Raw genomic sequence first — 21317 nt, forward strand, 5'->3', positions numbered from 1 at the left:
GCAACGGTCTGAGGATGTCTTTGACAATCTTGGGAAATGAATTTATAATCATTATCAATTATTCTATTTTAATACTTCGCCCAGAATTTACCATATTTTGGGCTATTTTTATCACCTCTTTCTTAACATTCAACACTTGTGTCTCAGTATATTAGCTTATGAAACTAATGTCCAAATGCAACTTATATAAATAGAAACTATTTTTTATCTATTCTTTATCAACCAGCATGAGTGAAAAAATTAATGCTTCACCGACAGCAACAACTACCCCATTAAAAATTTTGGAATTATCCCCTCCCAGCTTAGATGAAGATAGTGAACATATCTATTTTTCCCTTGTCATTCCCACGTATCAAGAGCGGGGAAACATAGAAAATATTCTCAAAATGTTAAGTGAACTACTCAATGAACTTATTCCTGGGCAATATGAACTAATTGTAGTTGATGATAATAGTCCCGATGGCACTTGGGAGGTAGCACAGTCTCTGACGGGGGAATACCCACAGATCCAGGTAATCCGACGTGAACAAGAACGGGGGCTATCTTCAGCTGTAATTCGGGGATGGCAAGTGGCAAAGGGTAGTATCTTAGGGGTAATGGACGGAGACTTACAACATCCACCAGAAATATTAATACAACTATTAATTGCCATTAAAAAAGGAGCAGATTTAGCAGTAGCTAGCCGTCATATCGAAGGCGGCGGCGTGAGTAGTTGGAATGTTATCAGGCGTTTTTTGTCTCGTGGCGCTCAAGTATTAGGATTAATTATCCTACCAGGAGTACTGGGTAGAGTTTCAGATCCCATGAGTGGTTATTTTGTCGTGCGTCGCACTTGCATAGCAGGTGTTATCCTCAATCCGGTGGGATACAAAATTCTTTTAGAAATAATCGCACGGGGAAATATCAGTGAAATTGCTGAAGTTGGTTATGTGTTTTGTGAGCGTCAACAAGGGGAAAGTAAGGTGACATGGAAGCAATATGTAGAATATTTACACCATTTAGTGCGCTTACGATTGTCTAGTGGATTTCTGGGAAGGGTCAATCAAAAAATCGGTTTTCCCGTTGGTAGGTTTATGCGGTTTGCATTGGTGGGAATGAGTGGGGTGTTTGTAGATATGGCTATACTTTATTTACTCAGTGATCCGACTACTTTAGCTTTACCTCTAACGCGGAGCAAAATTATTGCTGGTGAAATTGCCATTTTCAATAATTTTTTCTGGAATGATGCTTGGACTTTTGCTGATGTCAGTAAAAACCAGCAAGAACCACATCAACGCCTCAAGCGATTTTTGAAATTTAATTTAATTTGTCTTGCTGGGTTGGTGTTAAACGTCCTGGTGTTGAATTTGGTGTTTAACTTGATTATTCGTAACCGTTATATTGCTAATTTGATTGCGATCGCAGTGGCTACTATTTGGAATTTCTGGGTGAACTTAAAACTCAGTTGGCGGGTCACCGATGTCAAATAATAAATCCCGCCTTCTGTCCATTACAAATTCTGAGGTTCAATACCTAACTTTCTTTTTTCTTTATTGTATGCTCAGGCATTGAGAAGAAGAAATTAAACAATCTAGGGTTTAACGTCTCTGTCTAATGGAACTGTAAGAAGTCTAAATATATACAAAATATATACAAAGTTACCAGTAATGTGTTATACTATTACGGTTTAATATTTTAGTAAATAAATATACATAATATTTAACCGTAACAGTGCATTTACTTAAACGATTTCATCCCCGATTTTTTTGTTTGGGTTTAGCCACAAATGGGCAAGGAAAACTTAAATTTTCTTCCTTATTACCTTTTTTGTTGATGGTGGTAGGGATTTACTGTTTTTTGAACTTTGCTTGGCCACAAAGGTTCTTGCTTCCAGCTTTTTTTGGAGAGTCAGTCTTTTGTGTCAACAGTCCGGATAAAGTTTTAGCATTGACATTTGACGACGGTCCGGATCCAGTATATACAATAGCAATTGCCGAAACACTTTTAAATTATGAAGCTAAAGGAACATTTTTTGTGTTAGGCAAACACAGCCAAAAGTATCCTCAAATTGTCCAATATTTGGCAAAACAAGGTCACGAAATAGCTAACCATACCTGGAACCATAACAATCTAAATAGTAAGTTTTCTGATTTAATTTATTGGGAAATTGCGGAAACAGATAATTTAATTCATGAATTAGGCTACTCAAGTCATGTTTATTTTAGACCTCCTTTCGGTCGAGCAGGTCTTTTCGTAACTAAGGTTTTAAGGCGAATGCAAAAACCTATGATTTTTTGGGATGTTGACTTACAAGATTGGCGTGGTAATTCCACAGCAGAAATGATGAATATATTTGAACATAATTTTCATAATGGTTCCATTATACTTTTACATGATTCAGATGGTGTAGCCAGAGGAGGAGTATATGCGAATCGCGAAAATACCGTCGAGGTTGTGGAAGAAATTTTGAGTGCTTACACTCCCCTCGGGTATGAATTTGTGACGATATCAGAGTTATTAAATCGAGGAACTATAGTTAGAGCAAAAAACCTCTGTCTAAAAAGATAAATTGTCACTCAGAATTGGTAACAGTCTGGGCACAAAAATTTGAATTTATGGTCAATTATGGAAATATCTCCTATTAACAAAACCATCCACTGGCTTGTTCTGGAGTGAAAACAAAAATAGAAACACAACTTTACCGTAAAATATGTGGGATTACACAATCAATAAAATTATGGGGTAGTTGGCTTTGTACCTTCAGCCAGGAAAAATTCTGTGTAAAAACATATGTACTTATATAATTATTGGCGCTCTACTGTTTCAACTCGCTGGTTTCATCCTTTACTGTTGCTGATTTGGTTAATTATTGGTCTGAGCTTACGTTTAGCTAATTTGAGTGGAAAACCACCTTGGACTGATGAGTTTTCTACCTTGGTGTTTAGTCTGGGAAATAGTTTTTTATCGGTACCTCTAGATCAAGCCATCGCACCTGATATTTTATTACAGCCACTCCAACCACAAGCAACTGCCAATATCCAAGAGGTATGGAAACATTTGAGTCAAGAAACTAACCATCCTCCGCTTTACTTTTTCATAGCTCATTGGTGGATGGGATTATTTCCTACAACAGGAGGTCTAGTCTCTGTATGGGGGGCGCGATCACTTGCAGCTATTTTTGGCGCAGCCTCGATTCCAGCTATCTATGCTTTAGGCTGGCTAGGTTTTGGCTCTCCACTGGTGAGTCAGTTAGCTGCTGCTATGATGGCGGTATCACCTTTTGGTATATTTCTCGCCCAAGAAGCCCGTCATTATACTTTAGCTATTTTATGGGTGATTGCTTCCTTTGCTTGTTTAGTAATGGTGGTCCGTCACATTCAAAATGAAACTCAATTACCGGTTTCTTTGGTACTTTACTGGGTAGTAATTAATGCTTTTGGGATTGCTACTCATTATTTCTTTGCTCTTACTTTGTTAACAGAAGCATTGGTCATCATTGTTCTAGCTTGGCATCAAAGCCGAACTAAGGCGAAATTTTCTATTTTCTTTTCTTGTGTTTGGCAGCGTATATATGTCGCTGTTGCTGGTACTTTTGTAGCGGGTTTAGTGTGGTTACCTGTATTTTTACAAAATACCTATGGTAGTAAATTAACCGAATGGATTCAGCAACCACGAGTGGGAATTGCTTGGATTAGCCCAATTTTTCAAGCTTTTGCGGCCTGGCTCACTATGCTTTACTTACTACCAGTGGAAGCACCACAGCTAAGTATTGTCATTGCTTCTGGGTTGGTGATGCTGATTTTCTTGATTTGGGCACTACCAATACTTATTCGTGGCTTGAAAATGCAACTACAACAACCGGAAAATCGCTTCATCACTCAAGTAGTAGCTGGTTTAGTTGTGGGAGCGATGGCATTGTTCTTTATTTTTACCTATTTTCTCGGCATTGATTTAACAAGGGGGGCTCGTTACAACTTTGTTTACTTTCCCGCAGTCATAGTTTTATTAGGGGCGAGTCTGGCGGTTTGTTGGCATGATGAAAGTATTAGTAAATTGGGAATAACTGGCAAAAAGGCTGTAAGCCTAATTTGGCTGATGGGATTTTTGAGTGCTGTTACAGTTGTTTGTAACCTTGGCTATCAAAAATACTACCGCCCTGATGTTTTTGTCCAACTTATTCAAAAAACATCCCCAGATGCAGTACTGATTGCTACTAGCCACATGACTCATGTACACATAGGGGAAATGATGGGAGTAGCAAGGGAATTTAAAGTGCAAAATTCATCTAATCCTTCTCCTTTATTTCTGCTCGCCCATCAAGACCAAGACCCCAATACTTCTACTACCGCTTTAGAAAATACTTTAAAGCAGTTACGGCGACCTTTTGATTTATGGTTAGTAAATTTTCATGCTCCGATAGCTGAGGAAGTGAAAAAATGTGATGCAGAAAAACAAAATTTACCTGCAATTAACGGCTATGTGTATGAACTTTATCACTGTCGTTAGTAATTTTTATGTTTAATTAGGTTGACCCACTTTACTATTGATAATTTTTTGGTGCAGCTACAACTGATAAACCGGCGATGGATTGTAGATTTTGACAACGAATTAATTCGTTAAAGTCCAAAGTTGAGTTTTTTTCCATATTAGCTATGGCCTGAATAGCAAATAATAAGTGCTCGGCGGCTTCGGTTTCTAAGTAACCCCGGCGTTGGGCTATGCGTATCGCTGCTAAATCGGCGTTTAAATCTAATTGAGAAGATTTATTATTTCGCCAAATCCGCACTAAAGCCATGGCGCTTAATGCTCCGGCTACCGCGATACCAACCACATCTGCTTCTGCTGATTCTAGTAATCCCGCTAATAGCCCCACCATAACTACACCTTGATAAATATCAGGTTTAAACCACTTCACCCCATTTAACCAGCTAACTTTTTGCAACAGTAATAAATCGCGTTGGGGTTTTGTCAAGCGAAACCACAAATCAAAATTAATATATATTGGTCGCTCCCGCTTCCAAGGTAGGGGAAAAGCAGCATCAATCACTTTTGACTGTTCTGGTTTACTGACAATTTTTGTTGTCATGCGACTAGAAGCAGGAATTATATCTAATAAACGGCGAATTTCAACCCTTGGTTCCATTGTAATAATTTGTAATTCGTAATTATTATCCACAATTTTTACTCAGTGTAGCTCTAGGTTGAATTATGTATTCCATTACCATGTCAATGAGATAATACAAGTTAAGTTCTTAAGTACAAACTAAGAATTGTTAAATGGACGCATTTGCTCCCATCCCGCCCAAATGGACAACTCAGGCGGTTCACGCTTACCAGTTCTGTTGTCCTAGTTGTCACGCTAGTAGTCTGGAAGCTGTACAAGTCTGGATTAATAGGCGAACACCTGTAGTTACACAAGACCGTCGTCGGAAATGGCAGGAATTTTATAATTGCCAATGTGGTTATGTTTGGTGGGCGTGGAGTATCGATCGCCCACCATTAGATATACAAAATCCACAGGATTATCATCCCACATGACTATTTCTGCTGAAAAGCCCGCTCTTAGGCGGGCTTTGATTTAATGTCTTGGCAAAGACTAATTTTAGAACTTGAAGGTGGTACGTAAAGTACCTACATAAATGGTGTCGTTATCGTCATTGTGCTCAGGGTTGAGAATCACTAACAAACCGGGGGTGATGGCGATATTGTCAGTCAGGCGCACGTTGTAGAGGCCTTCTAGATGATAAGAGGTGTCAGGCTCAGAGTTGACAGAACCACCAGTTACTTTGGGGGGTTGACCGAAGATAAAACCGAGCAAGTTTCCTTCTCTACCAAAGTCTTTAATACCTAAGCTAGCACCCCAGTAAAAAATATCTGCATCAGCATTACTGATTTCAGATTCTGCTGTAGTGTAGCCAGCCCAACCACCAACTGTTAGCTTGGAGCTAGGTTTGAAGGTAGCTTGTACACCATAGTTGTTGGATGAGGTTGCAACATTACCAAAAGGTCTGTTAGCAAATGCACTTCCCGTACTGTCAAAAAGGCTTACAGTACCACGCCTTTGATAGGTGCGAGCGTAGGTTAAGCCTATATTGAAAGCTTTGCTGGGTTTGAAGGCGACCTGACCAAAGATGGCGTTATTACCATCAAAAATACCATTTTTATCCTCTGGACTGTTAGCACCATTAGGTGCCAAATAAGCTGCACTCAAACTTAGGGCACCTTTAGGATTAACTAGCACAGTCACACCCGCACCACCGGCACCTTGGCGATAGATGGGGCTGAAACGTCCGTAGCGAGAAAGAGCACCACCACCACTACTCCTGAAGTCAGGGTTGAAAACTTCGACCCCATTTTCATAAACCTCTGCAAGTCTAGCATCTATTTGGACGCGTACTGCATCACTTAGGTTGAAAGCGTAGTTAACTTTATCAATTGCGACGCTGTTACCGCTATCACCAGCAAACCCTAAACGGGTCATTCTGGTTCCTGTGGCTGTATCAAACTGGGTGATGTTACCAGTATTCAAACGGACTTGCAGCTTGTCTTTTCCAGTGAAGCTGCTTTCTAAACTCAAACGAACGCGATCAGCGAAAAAGATATTGTCTTGTAGGTCGCCACTGCCTGCTTTCCCATCTCCAAAAGCGCCTGCTAGAGCAAATATAGCCTCACCTTTTAACTTGGTGGTAGTAGAAAACTGATTCGCTTCTAATTCCCCAGTACGAGCTTCCAAGGCGTCTACACGACCGCGCAGGGTTGCTAATTCAGCAGAAAATTCTTCTTGTAAGCGCTGTAATGTAGCTAAGTCTTCTTTAGTGATTACGTCTGCGGTTGCTGTAGCAATCAGTTCATTAACTCTGTCTAAACAAGCGTTTAAACCAGCCGCAAATTCAAAACGACTTAAAGCACGATTACCACGGTAGGTAGAGTTAGGATAACCTGCGATACAGCCGTAACGTTCAACTAAGGACTGTAAAGCTTGGAAAGCCCAGTCTGTTGGTTGTACATCAGAAAACTGAGAAACAGATGTTACTTGACCGATGCTATTGGCCTGTTGAGATAACTGGGCAATGCTGTTTACTTGTTCGTTGACTTCAATAGCTAGGGCACTGTTAGCAGCGAAGAATGTGGCTGCAATGGCTGGACTAAGCTTTAGAACATTCCAAAGTAGTTTTGTCATCTTGTTAATTTCACTCACACCGAACGATTGAAACAATGAAAAAACTTTCAGCTTTTTCAGGTGATACACTTAAGCTTTCAGTAATTAAGATAGCAAAGTTTTGATAACTAATACAAGTCAATTTTTATTTTTTTATACTATGGTAGCCCTTGATTAATTTATTTGTTGAAATAATAATAATTCTCCGCTTATAGCGTAATAATGCTCCTTGTTCTTCAAACTGCTGTAGCATACGTGTCACTGTGACACGAGTAGTATTTAGTACTTCAGATATTTCCTGATGGGTAATATTTAGATCAACTAACTTCCCTTGTTCTACATCCCGTCCAAATTTTTCACTTAGCCACAGCAAAAACTTCCCCAAACGTAGCGACATGGGTTTAATATGTACAATGCTTAAAAGCTCTTCTGAATGCTTAATATGGGACAAGAAAGCATCAATATCTCTGTACCACAGGTGAGAAGGTATCATGCTTGCTTCTACGCTTGTCAAGCATTCAATGTTGTAGGGTTGAACTTTTGATAAAGAATAGCCAATCACATCACCAGCACCCCAGTAGCCCAGAGTAACAAATATTCCCTCTTCGTTCCAGGTTAAGGTACGAACTGCTCCGCGTTCAATGCGCCACAGCACATCATTACGAGGTGGAATCAATTCTTTGCGGGTAAATAACCTTTGTGGTAAATCACCAGTGGCGTTATGTTCATTCGATACATTGGATAAGTTTGGGGTGAGATTTGTGGTAGACATTATGCAATTACTTGTAAGAGTACAAATTTAAATTCTGCTGTTAACTAACCAATGGCAAAGTTTCACCAACAAACCCAAACTTTGCCCAACTTGTGAATGTATCAAAATGGTGGAAATCAAAACCTTTTAGCTAAACGCCCAGTACTTTCGCCTAAAAATCTGGAGCTAGTCATGTAAAACATAAATTTTTCTTTTGTCTGGAACTACTTTAATTGAGCAAGTTTAAGAAAAGGTAATTGTGGGGTAAATTGTATGTTGGTTAACAAAATTTTAATTATTGTATTTTTTGTAGAAAAATTTAATTTTTCTCACTAAGTATTGTTACTTGCATTGCTGTTATGTTCCCATACCTGAACCCTCAGACCTAATTAAAAACGTTGTCCGGTGACAATGTATGCCACCCTTTGTCCAATATTAGTGGCATGATCTGCCATCCGTTCCAAACAACGAATTGCCAGTGCTAGGAGCAAAATTGGTTCCACTACTCCAGGGATATCCCGTTGCTGGGCTAAAGTGTTATAAACACGATCATAGGCATTGTCTACAGCATCATCCAGATGCTTTAAGCCCCGTCCACCAACTTCATCCAAATCGGCTAAAGCCTTTAAGCTAGTTGCTAACATTGCTTGGGCATGGTGAGACATATTTTCAATCTCTGGTAAAGATTGATGCGGTGGATAAGGAAAAATTTTAATGGCAATATTAGCTAAATCCTCAGCATAATCGCCTATGCGCTCTAAGTCTCGTACTAATTGCATAAACGCACTCAAGCAGCGTAAATCTTGAGCTGTAGGCGTTTGCAACGTCATGATTGCCGTACAATCTGATTCTATTTGTCGATAAAAACGGTCAATTTTTTGATCTAATCGCGGAAGTTCCTCAGCTGCGATTAAATCACGGGCAAATAGGGCCTGATGGCTCAGGCGAAACGATTGTTCTACCAAAGCTCCCATACGTAATACGTCCCGTTCTAAGCGCCTAATGGCACGTGCCAACTGGGGATTTTTGGGGTTGGAGTTGTGATCATACAAGGCAGCTGTCACACTTATGGTCTCAAAGATGAAGATATTCTTAAATATAATCCTGGCTTTGGCGGTTTGCCATAACTTCAGGAAGTTGAAACTGCATCCAGGCTCCTCCTGTTTGGGGATGGTTCATGGCTTTGATGGAACCGCCGTGGGCAACAATAATTTGCCGAACGATGGACAAACCTAACCCATTCCCCACTATGGTCCCCAGAGAATTATTTTCAGGCAATGACGAATGAGTCCTCGCTTTATCTCCGCGGTAAAATCGCTCGAAAACGTATGGCAAGTCTGTTTCAGAAAAGCCTAATCCACAATCAATTAGATTTATTTCCAAAACAGAACCTTCGCTACTTTTACTATGATTACCTTGTTTAGCTAAAATTTTAGCTTGAATTTGGATCGAAGTACCAGGAGGACTGTATTTGATACTGTTAGCTAGCAAGTTGAGAAAAACTTGGTAAATACGGGCAGGATCTGCTTTAATCCATAAACTTTCTGGACCAGAATAGTCAAGAAGTAAATGCTGCTTTTGGGTTAATGGTTCTAATGTTTCCCAAACTGATGCAATCAGCGATCGCACCTCTAAAATTTCTGAATGCAGCTGCATAGTTGGATTGGCTTCCATTTGCGTCAGTTCCAACCAGCTTTGGACTAAATTAATCAGCCGATCAACTTCCTGCATCAACCGATTCACCCAACGATCTAAGGGTGGATCTAATCGGTTTTGTAAAGTTTCCACAACTAGACGAATAGAAGTCAATGGCGTTCTTAGTTCGTGGGCTAGATCAGAAAAAGAGCGATCGCGTTCTTGATTCACGTCCAGTAAAGGTTGGCGATTTTCCAGAAACACCCCGACTTGGCCATGAGGTAAAGGCAAACTTGATGCTCGCAAAGTCAAGGATTTTACAGTTGGTATCTGTACCGCACTATCACAAGACGGATGAAATACCCACTCATTTGTCTGTGGTTGCTGCCAATCACGAGTGTGCTCAATTAACTGATCAAGTTCATAGGACCTCACCAACTCTAGCAACAAGCGTACTTGCCCTGGTTGCCATCTTTGCAAATACAATATTTCTCGCGCTTGCTGATTACACCACAGCAATTGATTTTCTTCATCTACCTGCAAATATCCCAATGGAGCAAAATCCAGCAGGTCTTGGTAAGTTTGTAGTGACTGCTGCAAATCTTGTCGCTGCTGTTTTACTGTTGCTATTTCGCGCTGCAGGCGAGGCATTAGCGGTAGCATTACCTGGGAGGAACCAGAGCTTGAAGGTTGTAAAACCCGCCCCAAGTAACGTTTCAATTGAACCTGTTGCCAAATCCAAAACCCAATACCTACCGCTAAACCCAGAAAAAATCCCAATAAAAGCATTCGATTCAGAGTTGCTAGTTGCTTTGTGATTACTAAAAACTAACAACTATTTCAACAAATTATCCAAACCGATAGCCAAAACCTCTTACAGTCACAATGTACTCTGGGTGGCTGGGGTCTTCCTCTAGTTTTTCCCGTAACCAGCGAATGTGAACATCTACAGTTTTACTGTCACCAACAAAATCTGGGCCCCAAACCTGATCTAGCAATTGCTCTCGTGACCAGACCCGTCGAGCATAACTCATAAACAGTTCGAGTAAGCGAAACTCTTTCGGCGAGAGATTCACTTCTTGACCACGAACAAGCACACGGCACTCTTGAGGGTTCAAAGTGACATTCTTATGCTTGAGAACTTGTAATTGTGGCAAGCTACTTAAACGTTGGCGACGAAGTAGAGCACGACAACGAGCCACTAGTTCCCTCATGCTAAAGGGTTTAGTTAAGTAATCATCAGCTCCTACTTCTAAGCCCAAAACGCGGTCAGTTTCACTACCCTTAGCACTAAGAATCAAAATTGGTACTGGGTTTCCTTGATGACGCAGCAATCGGCAAATATCTAGCCCGTTAATGTGAGGAAGCATCAAATCAAGAATAATCAGGTCAAAACCAGCTTCTCCAGAGTTGGCTTCGCAACTTTTGAGATATTCCATGGCGGAGCGGCCATCCGGAGCAGTTGTTACTGCAAAACCCTCCTCTTCTAATGCTACAGCTAGCATCTCTTGGATTAATTCTTCATCTTCTACAACCAGAATACGGCTCGTTTGGCCGATGTCTGCTCTGGCAGCATACTTGATTGATTCAGTGGTATACATTGATATCACAAAAATCTAGGTTTGTGGTTGTATCAATTAACATTTTGCAATTAATTGTTTAATTTCAGTAGCTTTATTTTTCTACCGAGGTAATTTTTTTAAAAGTAACATATATGACAATACATTATCAATACCTGTAATTGCAAGCTGCCCACAGTCCTTTTAGCAACCTAGCCGTTGGAATTTTCAGATAGTTGCAATTTTTTCTTAATAAAGGAGAGAAAACCCCTAAACTATGTATTACAATAGGGGCTTAGGGCCACAACACCTGATTTTCCTCACACTTTATCGATATTTTTCTCAATTTAGTGATCTGTCTTATCAGGTCTACCGTTGTTTAAAGGGCGTCTTTTGTCATCTCTTGTCGTTTCTTTGACTTTTTTATCAGATGATGAGGTTGAACTAGATACTTGATTAGGCATGAGACTTAATCGGAAAATTAACTACAAATTTAAATACACCTGAGACATGAGTAATTCCAGATAAAACTAAAATTTTTTGGAGAAGGACAGACATGTTCGGTTGTAAATTTATTTACCTATATACTCATATGCCTATATGAGTATATAGCATCGGTTTTTTTGGCATTTCCTAGGGCAGATACTTTTGTACTACAATCCAACCAGTGACCGATACCCAAGCAAAACCGGCAAAGAGAATGATATTAACACCAATATGTAGAGGTCTAGCCCAAGAACGCCGGGTGTTAATTTGTGTGGCGCTGAAACCAGAGAGCAAAACCAAAACTACGACTGTTAAACCAGCAATCAGGTGTGATGAGTGTCCTAGGGAACCAAAGTGTCCTAAAGTGCCAACAATACCAATGGCCAACAGTAGCAACACTAAGCTAACCATAGTGATGCCAATTGTATAGTGTAGCGATCGCACCTCTCCACGTCCGCCAATAAACCAAGGAAAACTAGGGAAACGCTGGGAAGTTCTGTGTCGAAACATCCAAATACCCGTCACCAAGAGGAGCAGATACCCCAGTAGTGACAACCCCATAGACCAAGCGGCTATTTTCCACAACCAAATAAAAGAAGGCAAATTCATAAAATGGAGAGAGTTGAGTAAATTCAAAAAAAGGGTTGCTGAATTTGCAACCCTGAATTAATATAAATTGTTTTTTTAAATCAATGAAACCTTAGCCAGCAATTGTTAACGGTTTTGTTGTATTTTCAGTTTTTGTATTAATTGACTGCACCATTGGTTTTGTACTGATAGTGTCGATGCCTATTGAGTCTGTATGAAACTCTTTAGTACTAGGCTCATCAATAGCAAGGCGTTCGCACGGAATTGTATCCGACAAAATTGAACTGGCCATCATACCTGTATGAATCTCCATTTGAGCTTGTAGTGGCGCTTCAAAGACAAGGCGCTGCCCAGGAAAAACAACTCTTTCAAAATACCAATTAGCAACATTGGCGATGCGAGCTATTTGGATTTTGCTCGTAGTATTAACGTAGCAACAAATAATATTCGTTGATTGCTCAGGTGGTAGAGGATCTAATATTTGAGCCATAGCTGCGGAGGAGCTTTACGCCACAATTTTACGTTACACGGGACAAACTAACATTGACTGATCCCAATATGCTGTAACTCCGACTACCAACTGTAATTTTCTACGTTGTTTCTATCTAAATATATGTTCAAGTTATGAAAATTTGATCAAAAACTATCCAGAGAGCAAAAAAATATACTACGCTAGAAGGATTTTCATTTACTTAATAAGTAAAAGTATTAAATATCACTTTTATTCTGTAATGGTGAATTCAGTATGGCAGTTATGAGGAAATTTCTCCTTGAATAGGGGATTAAGGTAATTTGTTTCATCTATCTTTCGAGTGATGGGCAGGGTTCATCGCGTAATAGCCAAAGTCAATGTTATGGTAAAGATATATAACAATCTTCCTCATAAAATCTATTTATTTTGTTTGATGCAGAGGAAATTCGACTATTCCCACAATTGTTAACACAAGCTCATCTGATTCAGCCATTGGCTTCAATGCCAATCATAATTGTGAAAAACACAGCACAGTCAAACAAACAGCTTTAAACTGCTTATCTCTCTAGAGTGTTCATAAATAAGTGCAAAATGGAAAATCGCATCCTCTACGTTCGCCTTCCGTGCAACCCCATCTTTCCCATTGGGGTAGTATATCTTTCAGATCACGTCCACAAGCTATTCCCCAATATTCAACAGCGTATTTTTGATTTAGGAACAGTACCACCCATAGATTACGCCCTTGCCCTAGACGCCTGTATAGACGAATGTAAACCCACACTCCTGGTATTTTCTTGGCGGGATATTCAAATCTATGCCCCAGTGGGTGGACGTGGAGGGAACCCACTACAAAACGCCTTTGAATTTTATTACGCCCAGAATCCCTTAATTAAATTACGTGGGGCATTGGGCGGGTTACGAATTTTTATCGCTTACTATCTGGAGTTGTGGCGCAACCAGGGATTAATCAAACGTGGTTTACGACGGGCTCAAAAATATCATCCTCAAGCCCGTGCCATTGTAGGTGGTGGTGCAGTCAGCGTATTTTACCAACAATTAGGCAAAAGTTTACCCCAAGGTACGATTATTTCTGTGGGTGAAGGGGAAACACTCTTAGAAAAACTTTTAAGCGGCAGAGATTTTGATGATGAACGCTGCTATGTAGTGGGAGAAACTCAACCACGGCAACGAATGATTCATGAACAACCCACCCCCCTACAAAAAACTGCCTGTAACTACGACTATATAGAAAGCATCTGGCCGGAATTTAACTATTACCTGCAAGAACAAGACTTTTATATAGGTGTACAAACAAAGCGCGGTTGTCCCCATAACTGTTGTTATTGCGTCTACACAGTGGTGGAAGGTAAACAAGTACGCATTAACCCGGCTGACGAAGTAGTTGCTGAGATTCGCCAATTATATAATCGTGGCATTCGCAATTTTTGGTTTACTGATGCTCAATTCATCCCTGCACGTAAATTTATTGAGGATGCTGTAGAACTCCTACAGAAAATCGTCGATTCTGGTATGACAGATATCCACTGGGCAGCATACATCAGAGCTGACAACCTCACACCAGAATTGTGTGATTTGATGGCTAAAACTGGGATGAACTACTTTGAAATTGGTATTACCAGTGGTTCTCAGGAACTCGTGCGAAAAATGCGGATGGGTTACAACTTGCGCACGGTTTTGCAAAACTGCCGTGACTTGAAAGCAGCTGGTTTTAACGACATAGTTTCTGTCAACTACTCTTTTAACGTTATTGATGAACGTCAGGAAACCATTCGCCAAACCATCGCCTACCACCGGGAACTAGAACGGATTTTTGGCGTTGATAAAGTTGAACCTGCCATTTTCTTTATTGGATTACAACCCCATACCCATTTAGAAGAATATGCCTTTAAAGAAGGTATCCTTAAACCAGGGTATAACCCTATGAGCTTGATGCCCTGGACTGCTAAAAAACTGCTCTGGAATCCTGAACCCCTTGGTTCATTTTTTGGAGAAGTGTGCTTACAAGCTTGGCGACAAAACCCCAATGATTTTGGACGGGAAGTTATGAACATCTTGGAACAGAAACTGGGTCGTGCCGACTTGGAAGAAGCACTTTCTGCACCCATAGAAAAGAAAGAAAAACAGTTAGCTGGGATATCATAGCATCCAGCAACTGGGAAATTTGAGATTTGAGATTTGAGATTTTGACTGAAACTACAATCAAAAATCGCCAATCAAAAATCCCAAATTAATTAGCTGGGGACTGGGGAATTGAGTAAAAAGTTTAAATGACCAACTTCTCCCCCTAGCCACTGAAAAGTAATAGTAGTTCCCTCTAACCACCCAGATTAAATTGGAACTACAAATCAAGAATGACTTACTGATTATGAAGGCCTATGTTAGCAGGTTCAATACTACAACAACTCGAAGCAGCGCACCGCAATAGTACTAGACCAATTCGATTTGGAGTCTACTATAAAAACACTTTAGTTTCTCTGTGCCATGCTCTAGAAGACTATATCTTAAGTCAGGATAGTCAACCCCTAGTCATCACAGCCTTTCAGCAAGGTAAATGGTATCTGCAAGAAGCCGAAAGATACGCAGATATCGCTAAGTGTAGCCGCGAAATTGTGATCATGGCAGCAGCGGATACTGGTTTTGCTGAACATCCCACCAGCCAACTGCCTAACGTAGACTTAGTGGCATTAAATGCTACTGACCCAGTAGCCCAAGAGTGGCACTTAATGATTCTATCGCCACAATACACAGCAATGGTACTTTGTCAAGAATTATCAGAAGCTGATTATGGTATTGGCGGCATCCCAGATTCAGACCTGGAGCGTAAATTCTATGGATTATGGACATTTGAACCGGATTTAGTGCAAGAAACAGCAAAGTTAGCCATCGCTCACATCGCAACATACAATCCAGAACTAGCACAAAAACTTATCAGTTATCAAAATGGTATACAACCCAGTTTAGCGACACCGGAAAATTTAAGTGCGGTTGTTTCCCTTGTGGTGGATTACCTCCAGACAGGGCAGAATCATTTATCTATCCCCACAGCCCCGGTACAACAAGCACTAGATCACAATTTAGTTTCTAACGAAGTGCAAGCATTTTTGCGGATGGCGCAATTAATGGATATGGCAGATATCCACAATCCCATGGCCGCCGCAGAAGTAGTAGTACTTTGTGAAACTATGGGGCAACTTTTAGAACTACCGGCATGGCAGATTAAGCGCTTGCGACTAGCAGCTCATTTACATCGTATATACCCACTCCAAAAAGCAGAAAGTGTGCTGACTGTGGGTACATCCAACCGTTACCAAGAACAAGCTCCCTCCTGTCCCTTAACTTGTCCCTTGGTACCAGGAGCGCAGGTATTACGAACCATGCCCAGACTACGAGCAGTGGCCCAAATTATCACCCACCAAACTGAATGGTGGAACGGTACAGGAGAACCAGCAGGTTTAGCAGGAGATGAAATTCCCTTAGAATCGAGAATTTTGGGCTTAATTGCGGATTTTCAATATCGAATTAATCACATTAAATCATCCCTAAGAACTCCTGCACAAATATTCGCTCAAGCTTTAGACGAATGTAGACAACAACAGTCAACTCGCTTTGACCCTAAACTTTTAGATGCACTAGCTTTATTAGTTATGGGTTTACAGCAAGGGCTAGACTTGCCCCTAATGTCACCCAAAGTCAGCACAGGCCTATGGCTACTTGACTCTCAATGGGATAGCTACAAACAAAGTAATACAAAACAACCCCAAGTATAAAAAAACTCTGAGTTTCCTAATTACGAATTACGAACTACCCCCAATGAATATCGAAGCCATTAAATCAGGAAAAGTAAAACAGCTCCCAGGAGTAAATCTAGAAGACGAGGAATTCTCTGAACTAGATTTAAACCGAATCAATCTTGCAGGTGCTAACCTTGTCGGTACTAATTTTATTGGTTCTAAACTCGAAGGTGGGCATTTCCAGGGAGCAAACCTCATGGGGGCAAACCTGCAAAAAACTGACTTGCGGGCTAACCTGATGGGAGCCAACTTAATGCAAGCAGATTTGACGAATGCTGACTTACGCGGTAGTAACTTGCGCGGCGCTAACTTGATGGGGGCTAGACTCAGCAATGTATCTTTGGCTGGGGCTTTTTTGAGTGGTGCCAATTTAATCAATGTCAATTTACAAGGTGTTGACTTGCGGGGTGCTGACTTGCGGGGTGCAAACCTGACCAGGGCTAATCTTAAAGGTGCTGATCTGAGTCGGGCTGATTTGCAGGGAACTTTGTTAAGTGAAGCTAATTTAGAAGAAGCGGATTTACGCGGGTCTAATTTAGCTGGGGCAAACTTCACAGGGGCAAATTTACTCTGTGCAGAATTAGAAGGGGCAAATTTGAGTGGTGTCAATTTAGATCAAGCCTGTTTAATGGGGACATTAATTGCCAAGATTGAGTAGGTATCTCCAGCAGTAGGCTAAAAACAATATTAAGCTGTTGTTCGCCTCCTCATCCACAAAGCCAATATACCCATGAACAACACCCCCATCACTCCTTGGAGAGGATTTTGATTTACACCAGTTATCCAATCAGGAACTTGACCGGAATATTTAATTAATTCCCCTACATTGATAATGTAGTAGCCCCAAACTAAACCACCATGCAAACCCATTGGTAAACTTAAGCGTCCCCTACGCCAGCGTTTTGCCCATCCCAGCGTTAGTCCCAGCAGTACTAATGCTGGGAACTGTGGCATTGTGTGAATAATTGCCTCCAAAGGCTTAATAAAATGCAATGCAGCAAAGGCTAAAGCATCTATCCAAAGTGCCACACCCAGGCTATGGTCTCGTTCCAACTCATCAAGTAACCAACCTCGAAACAACAGCTCTTCAGCAAACCCAATACCCAAGGAGGCTATTAAACCTTCTAGTATTATTCTTGGCAAAAAAGTCTGTGGTTGCTGCCACGTCAGCCAGCCTAACAAACCTTGTAGCCCAAATACTATAAAAATGTTGATTACCCCAGCAGCTAAACCACGCAGTAAATCCACAGCGTTTATCTGCGTAATTTCCCACCCATACTGCTTTAATATCTGGGGTTGCTGATAGACATTTTTCCCCCATAGCTGTAAAAGAAAAATAAATTCTGCATATAATATTACCATTGTCAAGATACTAACTAAGTTAGAATCACTGACTAATAAGTAAATCGGTACAGCAAATGGCAGCCATAGCAGCAGTAAAGTTAAAACAAAATAACCCAGCCGAATATGGACAGGGCGTTGGGCTAAACGAATTAGGTGAGTTTTCATCAAAAAAGCGAGGAAGATGACAATAGATTATATACAGCACCTTGGGAAAATCTGAGGTACAGATGAGGTACAGGTAATGATAAGACTTTTGTGGGTTGGGCATTTTTCCCGCCCTTTTGTACCTAACTCAGATGAAAGGCGCTGTATTTGCCTTGTCTTCCTTTACCAAAATTTTTATTTATTCTTCAGGTTCAATTGTGCTGGTTAAATTGTGACTTTTTAGGGTTTCGCAATAAAACTCAGCATGTTCTTGAGCGCAAGTAATGACTAAGGCTAAACCGTTGGTGTGGGCTTCCATCATAATACTTACAGCTTGAGGCTGGGTAAGGCTCGGTACTGTAGTTAATAAGGACTGCACTACATGTTCCATAGAATTGTAGTCATCGTTATGGAGTAAAACACGATACCTAGGCGCGAGCTTGCGGGACGTGGAAGGCTTCTCAATAGTTTCGACTGACACGGCTCTTTGCTCTTTTTGCGATGGTTTACTTAAAAGTTATTGATTTATGTTTTGAAACTCTCCCACTTCAAGGCATTGGCCCCAGGGTCTCTCCAGTGAGGAGATGCTTGGTTAAAGAACCAACCCTTTAAGTTTTGTGTCCCTATTTCTATCCACTAAATAGCTTGTCGGCGTTACCCAAGTTAACACTGACGACTAGCGTAAAAAGTGTCAAGCTGGTTGACAAAAAATTGACAGGGGATGTGTCCTGAGGTTTTCGGCTACTTTGCTGAGAGTGCCTTAACAAGGTGTTTCTCTGTTTTCCCGACGTTCCGGTGTGCTTTGCCGTACGTTATTGATTAAGTTTTTTGTCTTATCTCGGTTTACGGGCTAATTGCAAAGTCGCCATACCTGATAGCTATGAGAGTAATAATTTGATTTTAAAGTATTTCCATTTCAGAATAGCGTATTCTCACTTTTAAAATAAAAGAAACTGCAAAAAAATTCTTCCTTGCCACTGCTGCAACTGCGTGAACATGAGCCTAGACTTTCAACCAGGACAAATTGTTTCTTTAGACCACAGTGACACAAATCTGTTTGCAGAAGTGATCCAATTAGTAGTTTCCCGTCAGTTGTGCTGGGTACGTCCCCTGCTGCTGGTCAGCTTTACCCCAGAAGCACCCCTCGTCACTGATATACGAGATGCTTCTGATTTGCTTTGGCCTGTAAATTTATTTAGACCAGCTTTAGATACGGAAGTAATTACCCTATTGAGCGAAATTTTGGCAAAAGAACGCAAAACGGAACCTGACTCAGCGGCAAAACTACAATTTCATCAGTTCATTAACCAAACTTGGCAAGCGTATCAACAAGAAATCAGGAGTAGTGAATTTTAGATTTTAGTAGTGTAATCTAAAATGCTAGGCTTCAATACCCAGTCCCAAATCAAGGGTAACGAATGCCAGCATCTCTCATGCGTTGAATGGCTTCATGCATCCGCTCATGGGGAATTGTGAGGGCAATTCGGAAAAAGCCCTCCCCCACTGCACCATAACCATTACCAGGAACTACCATAATGGCGCATTTGTCAAGTAATAAAGAAACAAATTCTGCTGACGAATATCCTTTAGGTACAGGTACCCATACATAAAGTGTAGCCTTGGGCGGCTCAATCGGCCACCCCAGAGATTGCAAACCTTGGACAATAATGTCACGGCGTTTTTGGTAGACTGACATCAAAGCTTGAAGTTCTACTTCACCAGTGGAATATGCAGCGATGGCGGCTTTTTGAATTGCCTTAAATACTCCAGAATCAACGTTGCTTTTTACCTGTTTCAAGGCTTGAATGCCAATGGCGTTACCAACTACAAAGCCAATGCGCCAGCCTGTCATGTTATAGGACTTAGACAAACTGTGAAACTCAATGGCTACATCTTTTGCTCTATCAACTTGTAGAACACTGGGCGGTTTATAGCCGTCATATGCCATTTCTGAGTAAGCATGGTCATGACAGAGTAAAATATCATATTGTTTGCAAAACCCCACCAACTCCTCAAAAAACTCTAAACTGGCTAAGGCTCCAGTGGGGTTGTTAGGATAATTAATCCACAGTAATTTTGCCTGACGAGCAATTTCTTCAGGAATCGTATTTAAATCTGGTAAAAAATTATTCTCTGCCTTCAAGGCCATAGTATAAGGTTTACCACCAGCGAAAACTGTCGCCGTGTGGTACACCGGATAACCAGGGTCTGGGATGATGGTATAGTCTCCTGCTTCTACGAAAGCTAAGAAGGTGTTGTGTATTGCTTCTTTTGAACCAAGAGTAGAAATAACTTCTCTATCTGGATTTAACCCTCTCACCCCAAATCGGCTTTCCATCCAATTGACCGCCCCTTCCCGAAATTCTTTTGTTCCTTGATAAGGTGGATAGTTATGGGTGGAAGTATCATCAATTGCTTCATGCATTGCCTGAAGAATGTGAGCAGGAGTCTGTTTATCTGGATCCCCCAGTGCCAGATTGATGATATCTACTCCCTGCGCCACAAGTTGTTCCCGTTTGCGGTTAATTTCAGCAAACAAATAGGGGGGAATTGTTTCTAAACGTTTAGCAGGCTGCATGGCGGTTAATTACTAGTGCAAATTATCGATGCTCACTAGCACAGTTTACGCCACACTGGTGAGATAACTACTAAAGTTCACAGAAAAGTTCCAGCAATTGTATCGTGACTATCATCAGCACTGCTGTTAATTTATATTTTTGGCTTTATTTTGCTTTTAATGTTCAAAATTAATGTAAATGCCAAAGTTAAGATTAATATCCCCAACTAGGTACTAACTTAACTCGACCAGCATCCATTTCTGCCATTAACAGCTCTAAAGCTTCATAGTCAACATCAGAAATGTGACCCATTTGAGTCAGTTCCGAATTGATTTCATTTTCGATTTCGGGGGTTAATTTTTTAATGTCAAGCGCTTTTTGTACCAATTGACGAATAACGTACTTAGTTCTCATAATTAATAAACCAATTTATTTGATAAAAATTATCCAAGATATACATTGGTATAAAATATGATATTAATCTACCATATTATGTGATATGGATCACTAATAACTCACATAGCAAATTGTCCTTAAACAGGGTATTCAAACCTAGTCACGCAAAAATAAAGTTTGAGAATCTAAACCTGAGATTTGGCTAAATTGGCTGAAGCTCCGGAGTAAGTGGACTCTTTCAGCAAATTTACACTGAATATCTCTGCTCTATAACCGTCTATGTAGATTGTTTTGGAACTTTATCAGAAAAAAAGTATATATAAACACATTTTATCCTGTAATTATGACAATCTTCAAACAGAGCCAGGAAAGTTATAAAGATTCAGTAAAGACCCGGAAGAATTGGGTTAATTTCCGAAAAAAAAGTTTATATT

At 40.5% G+C, this 21317-nt stretch carries 20 protein-coding genes; 8 read left to right on the forward strand and 12 right to left on the reverse strand.

Going from position 1 to position 21317, the window contains the following annotated elements; translation table 11 throughout:
* Nucleotides 1-227 precede the first annotated feature (227 nt).
* The 3 genes from NWP25_RS11470 to NWP25_RS11480 all read left to right on the forward strand — a co-directional run bounded on the left by NWP25_RS11470 (nt 228) and on the right by NWP25_RS11480 (nt 4485).
* The gene (locus NWP25_RS11470) at nt 228-1469 is read left to right on the forward strand and encodes a glycosyltransferase (protein WP_280651709.1); all 1242 of its coding nucleotides are present in this window, start codon (nt 228-230) and stop codon (nt 1467-1469) included.
* Nucleotides 1470-1710: 241 nt separating this feature from the next.
* Nucleotides 1711-2547, forward strand: a complete 837-nt coding sequence (locus NWP25_RS11475; protein ID WP_280651708.1) for a polysaccharide deacetylase family protein — start codon at nt 1711-1713, stop codon at nt 2545-2547.
* A 222-nt stretch (nt 2548-2769) separates the two neighbouring features.
* Nucleotides 2770-4485: a glycosyltransferase family 39 protein gene (locus NWP25_RS11480; RefSeq protein ID WP_280651707.1), complete on the forward strand. Its 1716-nt coding sequence runs from the start codon at nt 2770-2772 to the stop codon at nt 4483-4485.
* A 34-nt stretch (nt 4486-4519) separates the two neighbouring features.
* Here NWP25_RS11480 and NWP25_RS11485 read toward each other — a convergent pair whose 3' ends face one another.
* Nucleotides 4520-5122: a DUF3318 domain-containing protein gene (locus NWP25_RS11485; RefSeq protein WP_280651741.1), complete on the reverse strand. Its 603-nt coding sequence runs from the start codon at nt 5120-5122 to the stop codon at nt 4520-4522.
* Nucleotides 5123-5256: 134 nt separating this feature from the next.
* Between NWP25_RS11485 and NWP25_RS11490 the strand changes: the two genes are divergently transcribed.
* Nucleotides 5257-5517: a hypothetical protein gene (locus NWP25_RS11490; RefSeq protein WP_280699450.1), complete on the forward strand. Its 261-nt coding sequence runs from the start codon at nt 5257-5259 to the stop codon at nt 5515-5517.
* A 64-nt stretch (nt 5518-5581) separates the two neighbouring features.
* Here NWP25_RS11490 and NWP25_RS11495 read toward each other — a convergent pair whose 3' ends face one another.
* The 7 genes from NWP25_RS11495 to NWP25_RS11525 form a co-directional block, all read right to left on the reverse strand.
* Nucleotides 5582-7159 (reverse strand): iron uptake porin, encoded by a 1578-nt coding sequence (locus NWP25_RS11495; RefSeq protein ID WP_280656920.1) that lies wholly within the window; start codon nt 7157-7159, stop codon nt 5582-5584.
* 124 nt (nt 7160-7283) lie between these two features.
* Entirely contained in the window at nt 7284-7910 is a 627-nt protein-coding gene (locus NWP25_RS11500) for a Crp/Fnr family transcriptional regulator (protein WP_280699451.1), read from the reverse strand.
* A gap of 368 nt (nt 7911-8278) precedes the next feature.
* Nucleotides 8279-8953, reverse strand: coding sequence for a phosphate signaling complex protein PhoU (gene phoU / locus NWP25_RS11505; RefSeq protein ID WP_280651703.1), 675 nt, complete (start codon nt 8951-8953; stop codon nt 8279-8281).
* A gap of 28 nt (nt 8954-8981) precedes the next feature.
* Nucleotides 8982-10313, reverse strand: coding sequence for a sensor histidine kinase (locus NWP25_RS11510; protein WP_280699453.1), 1332 nt, complete (start codon nt 10311-10313; stop codon nt 8982-8984).
* 59 nt (nt 10314-10372) lie between these two features.
* Nucleotides 10373-11125, reverse strand: a complete 753-nt coding sequence (locus NWP25_RS11515; RefSeq protein ID WP_280651701.1) for a response regulator transcription factor — start codon at nt 11123-11125, stop codon at nt 10373-10375.
* 591 nt (nt 11126-11716) lie between these two features.
* Nucleotides 11717-12178, reverse strand: a complete 462-nt coding sequence (locus NWP25_RS11520) for a DUF4079 domain-containing protein (protein WP_280651700.1) — start codon at nt 12176-12178, stop codon at nt 11717-11719.
* A gap of 91 nt (nt 12179-12269) precedes the next feature.
* Nucleotides 12270-12647 (reverse strand): DUF1830 domain-containing protein, encoded by a 378-nt coding sequence (locus tag NWP25_RS11525; RefSeq protein ID WP_280651699.1) that lies wholly within the window; start codon nt 12645-12647, stop codon nt 12270-12272.
* A 573-nt stretch (nt 12648-13220) separates the two neighbouring features.
* Between NWP25_RS11525 and NWP25_RS11530 the strand changes: the two genes are divergently transcribed.
* The 3 genes from NWP25_RS11530 (at nt 13221) to NWP25_RS11540 (ending at nt 17099) form a co-directional block, all read left to right on the forward strand.
* The gene (locus tag NWP25_RS11530; RefSeq protein WP_280651698.1) at nt 13221-14792 is read left to right on the forward strand and encodes a photosystem II high light acclimation radical SAM protein; all 1572 of its coding nucleotides are present in this window, start codon (nt 13221-13223) and stop codon (nt 14790-14792) included.
* A 233-nt stretch (nt 14793-15025) separates the two neighbouring features.
* Nucleotides 15026-16417 carry a DICT sensory domain-containing protein gene (locus NWP25_RS11535; protein ID WP_280651697.1) on the forward strand — a complete coding sequence of 464 codons (1392 nt, stop codon included), beginning with the start codon at nt 15026-15028 and terminating at the stop codon, nt 16415-16417.
* Between the two features lie 43 nt (nt 16418-16460).
* Nucleotides 16461-17099 carry a pentapeptide repeat-containing protein gene (locus tag NWP25_RS11540; RefSeq protein ID WP_280651696.1) on the forward strand — a complete coding sequence of 213 codons (639 nt, stop codon included), beginning with the start codon at nt 16461-16463 and terminating at the stop codon, nt 17097-17099.
* Between the two features lie 29 nt (nt 17100-17128).
* On the opposite strand, the gene NWP25_RS11545 is transcribed toward NWP25_RS11540, so the two are convergent.
* Both NWP25_RS11545 and clpS read right to left on the reverse strand, forming a co-directional pair.
* On the reverse strand, nt 17129-17950 hold the full coding sequence (locus tag NWP25_RS11545) for a CPBP family intramembrane glutamic endopeptidase (protein WP_280651695.1): 822 nt from the start codon (nt 17948-17950) through the stop codon (nt 17129-17131).
* Nucleotides 17951-18128: 178 nt separating this feature from the next.
* Nucleotides 18129-18410, reverse strand: a complete 282-nt coding sequence (gene clpS / locus NWP25_RS11550; RefSeq protein ID WP_280651694.1) for an ATP-dependent Clp protease adapter ClpS — start codon at nt 18408-18410, stop codon at nt 18129-18131.
* A 515-nt stretch (nt 18411-18925) separates the two neighbouring features.
* On the opposite strand from clpS, the gene NWP25_RS11555 reads away from it, so the two are divergent.
* Complete coding sequence (locus tag NWP25_RS11555; RefSeq protein WP_280651693.1) at nt 18926-19285, forward strand: hypothetical protein; 360 nt, start codon at nt 18926-18928, stop codon at nt 19283-19285.
* A 49-nt stretch (nt 19286-19334) separates the two neighbouring features.
* Here NWP25_RS11555 and NWP25_RS11560 read toward each other — a convergent pair whose 3' ends face one another.
* Nucleotides 19335-20507, reverse strand: coding sequence for an LL-diaminopimelate aminotransferase (locus tag NWP25_RS11560; RefSeq protein WP_280656917.1), 1173 nt, complete (start codon nt 20505-20507; stop codon nt 19335-19337).
* Nucleotides 20508-20700: 193 nt separating this feature from the next.
* On the reverse strand, nt 20701-20901 hold the full coding sequence (locus NWP25_RS11565; protein ID WP_280651691.1) for a hypothetical protein: 201 nt from the start codon (nt 20899-20901) through the stop codon (nt 20701-20703).
* Between the last annotated feature and the right edge of the window lie 416 nt (nt 20902-21317).

This window comes from Umezakia ovalisporum Ak1311 (assembly GCF_029891685.1).
In the GTDB taxonomy this organism is placed as follows: domain Bacteria; phylum Cyanobacteriota; class Cyanobacteriia; order Cyanobacteriales; family Nostocaceae; genus Umezakia; species Umezakia ovalisporum.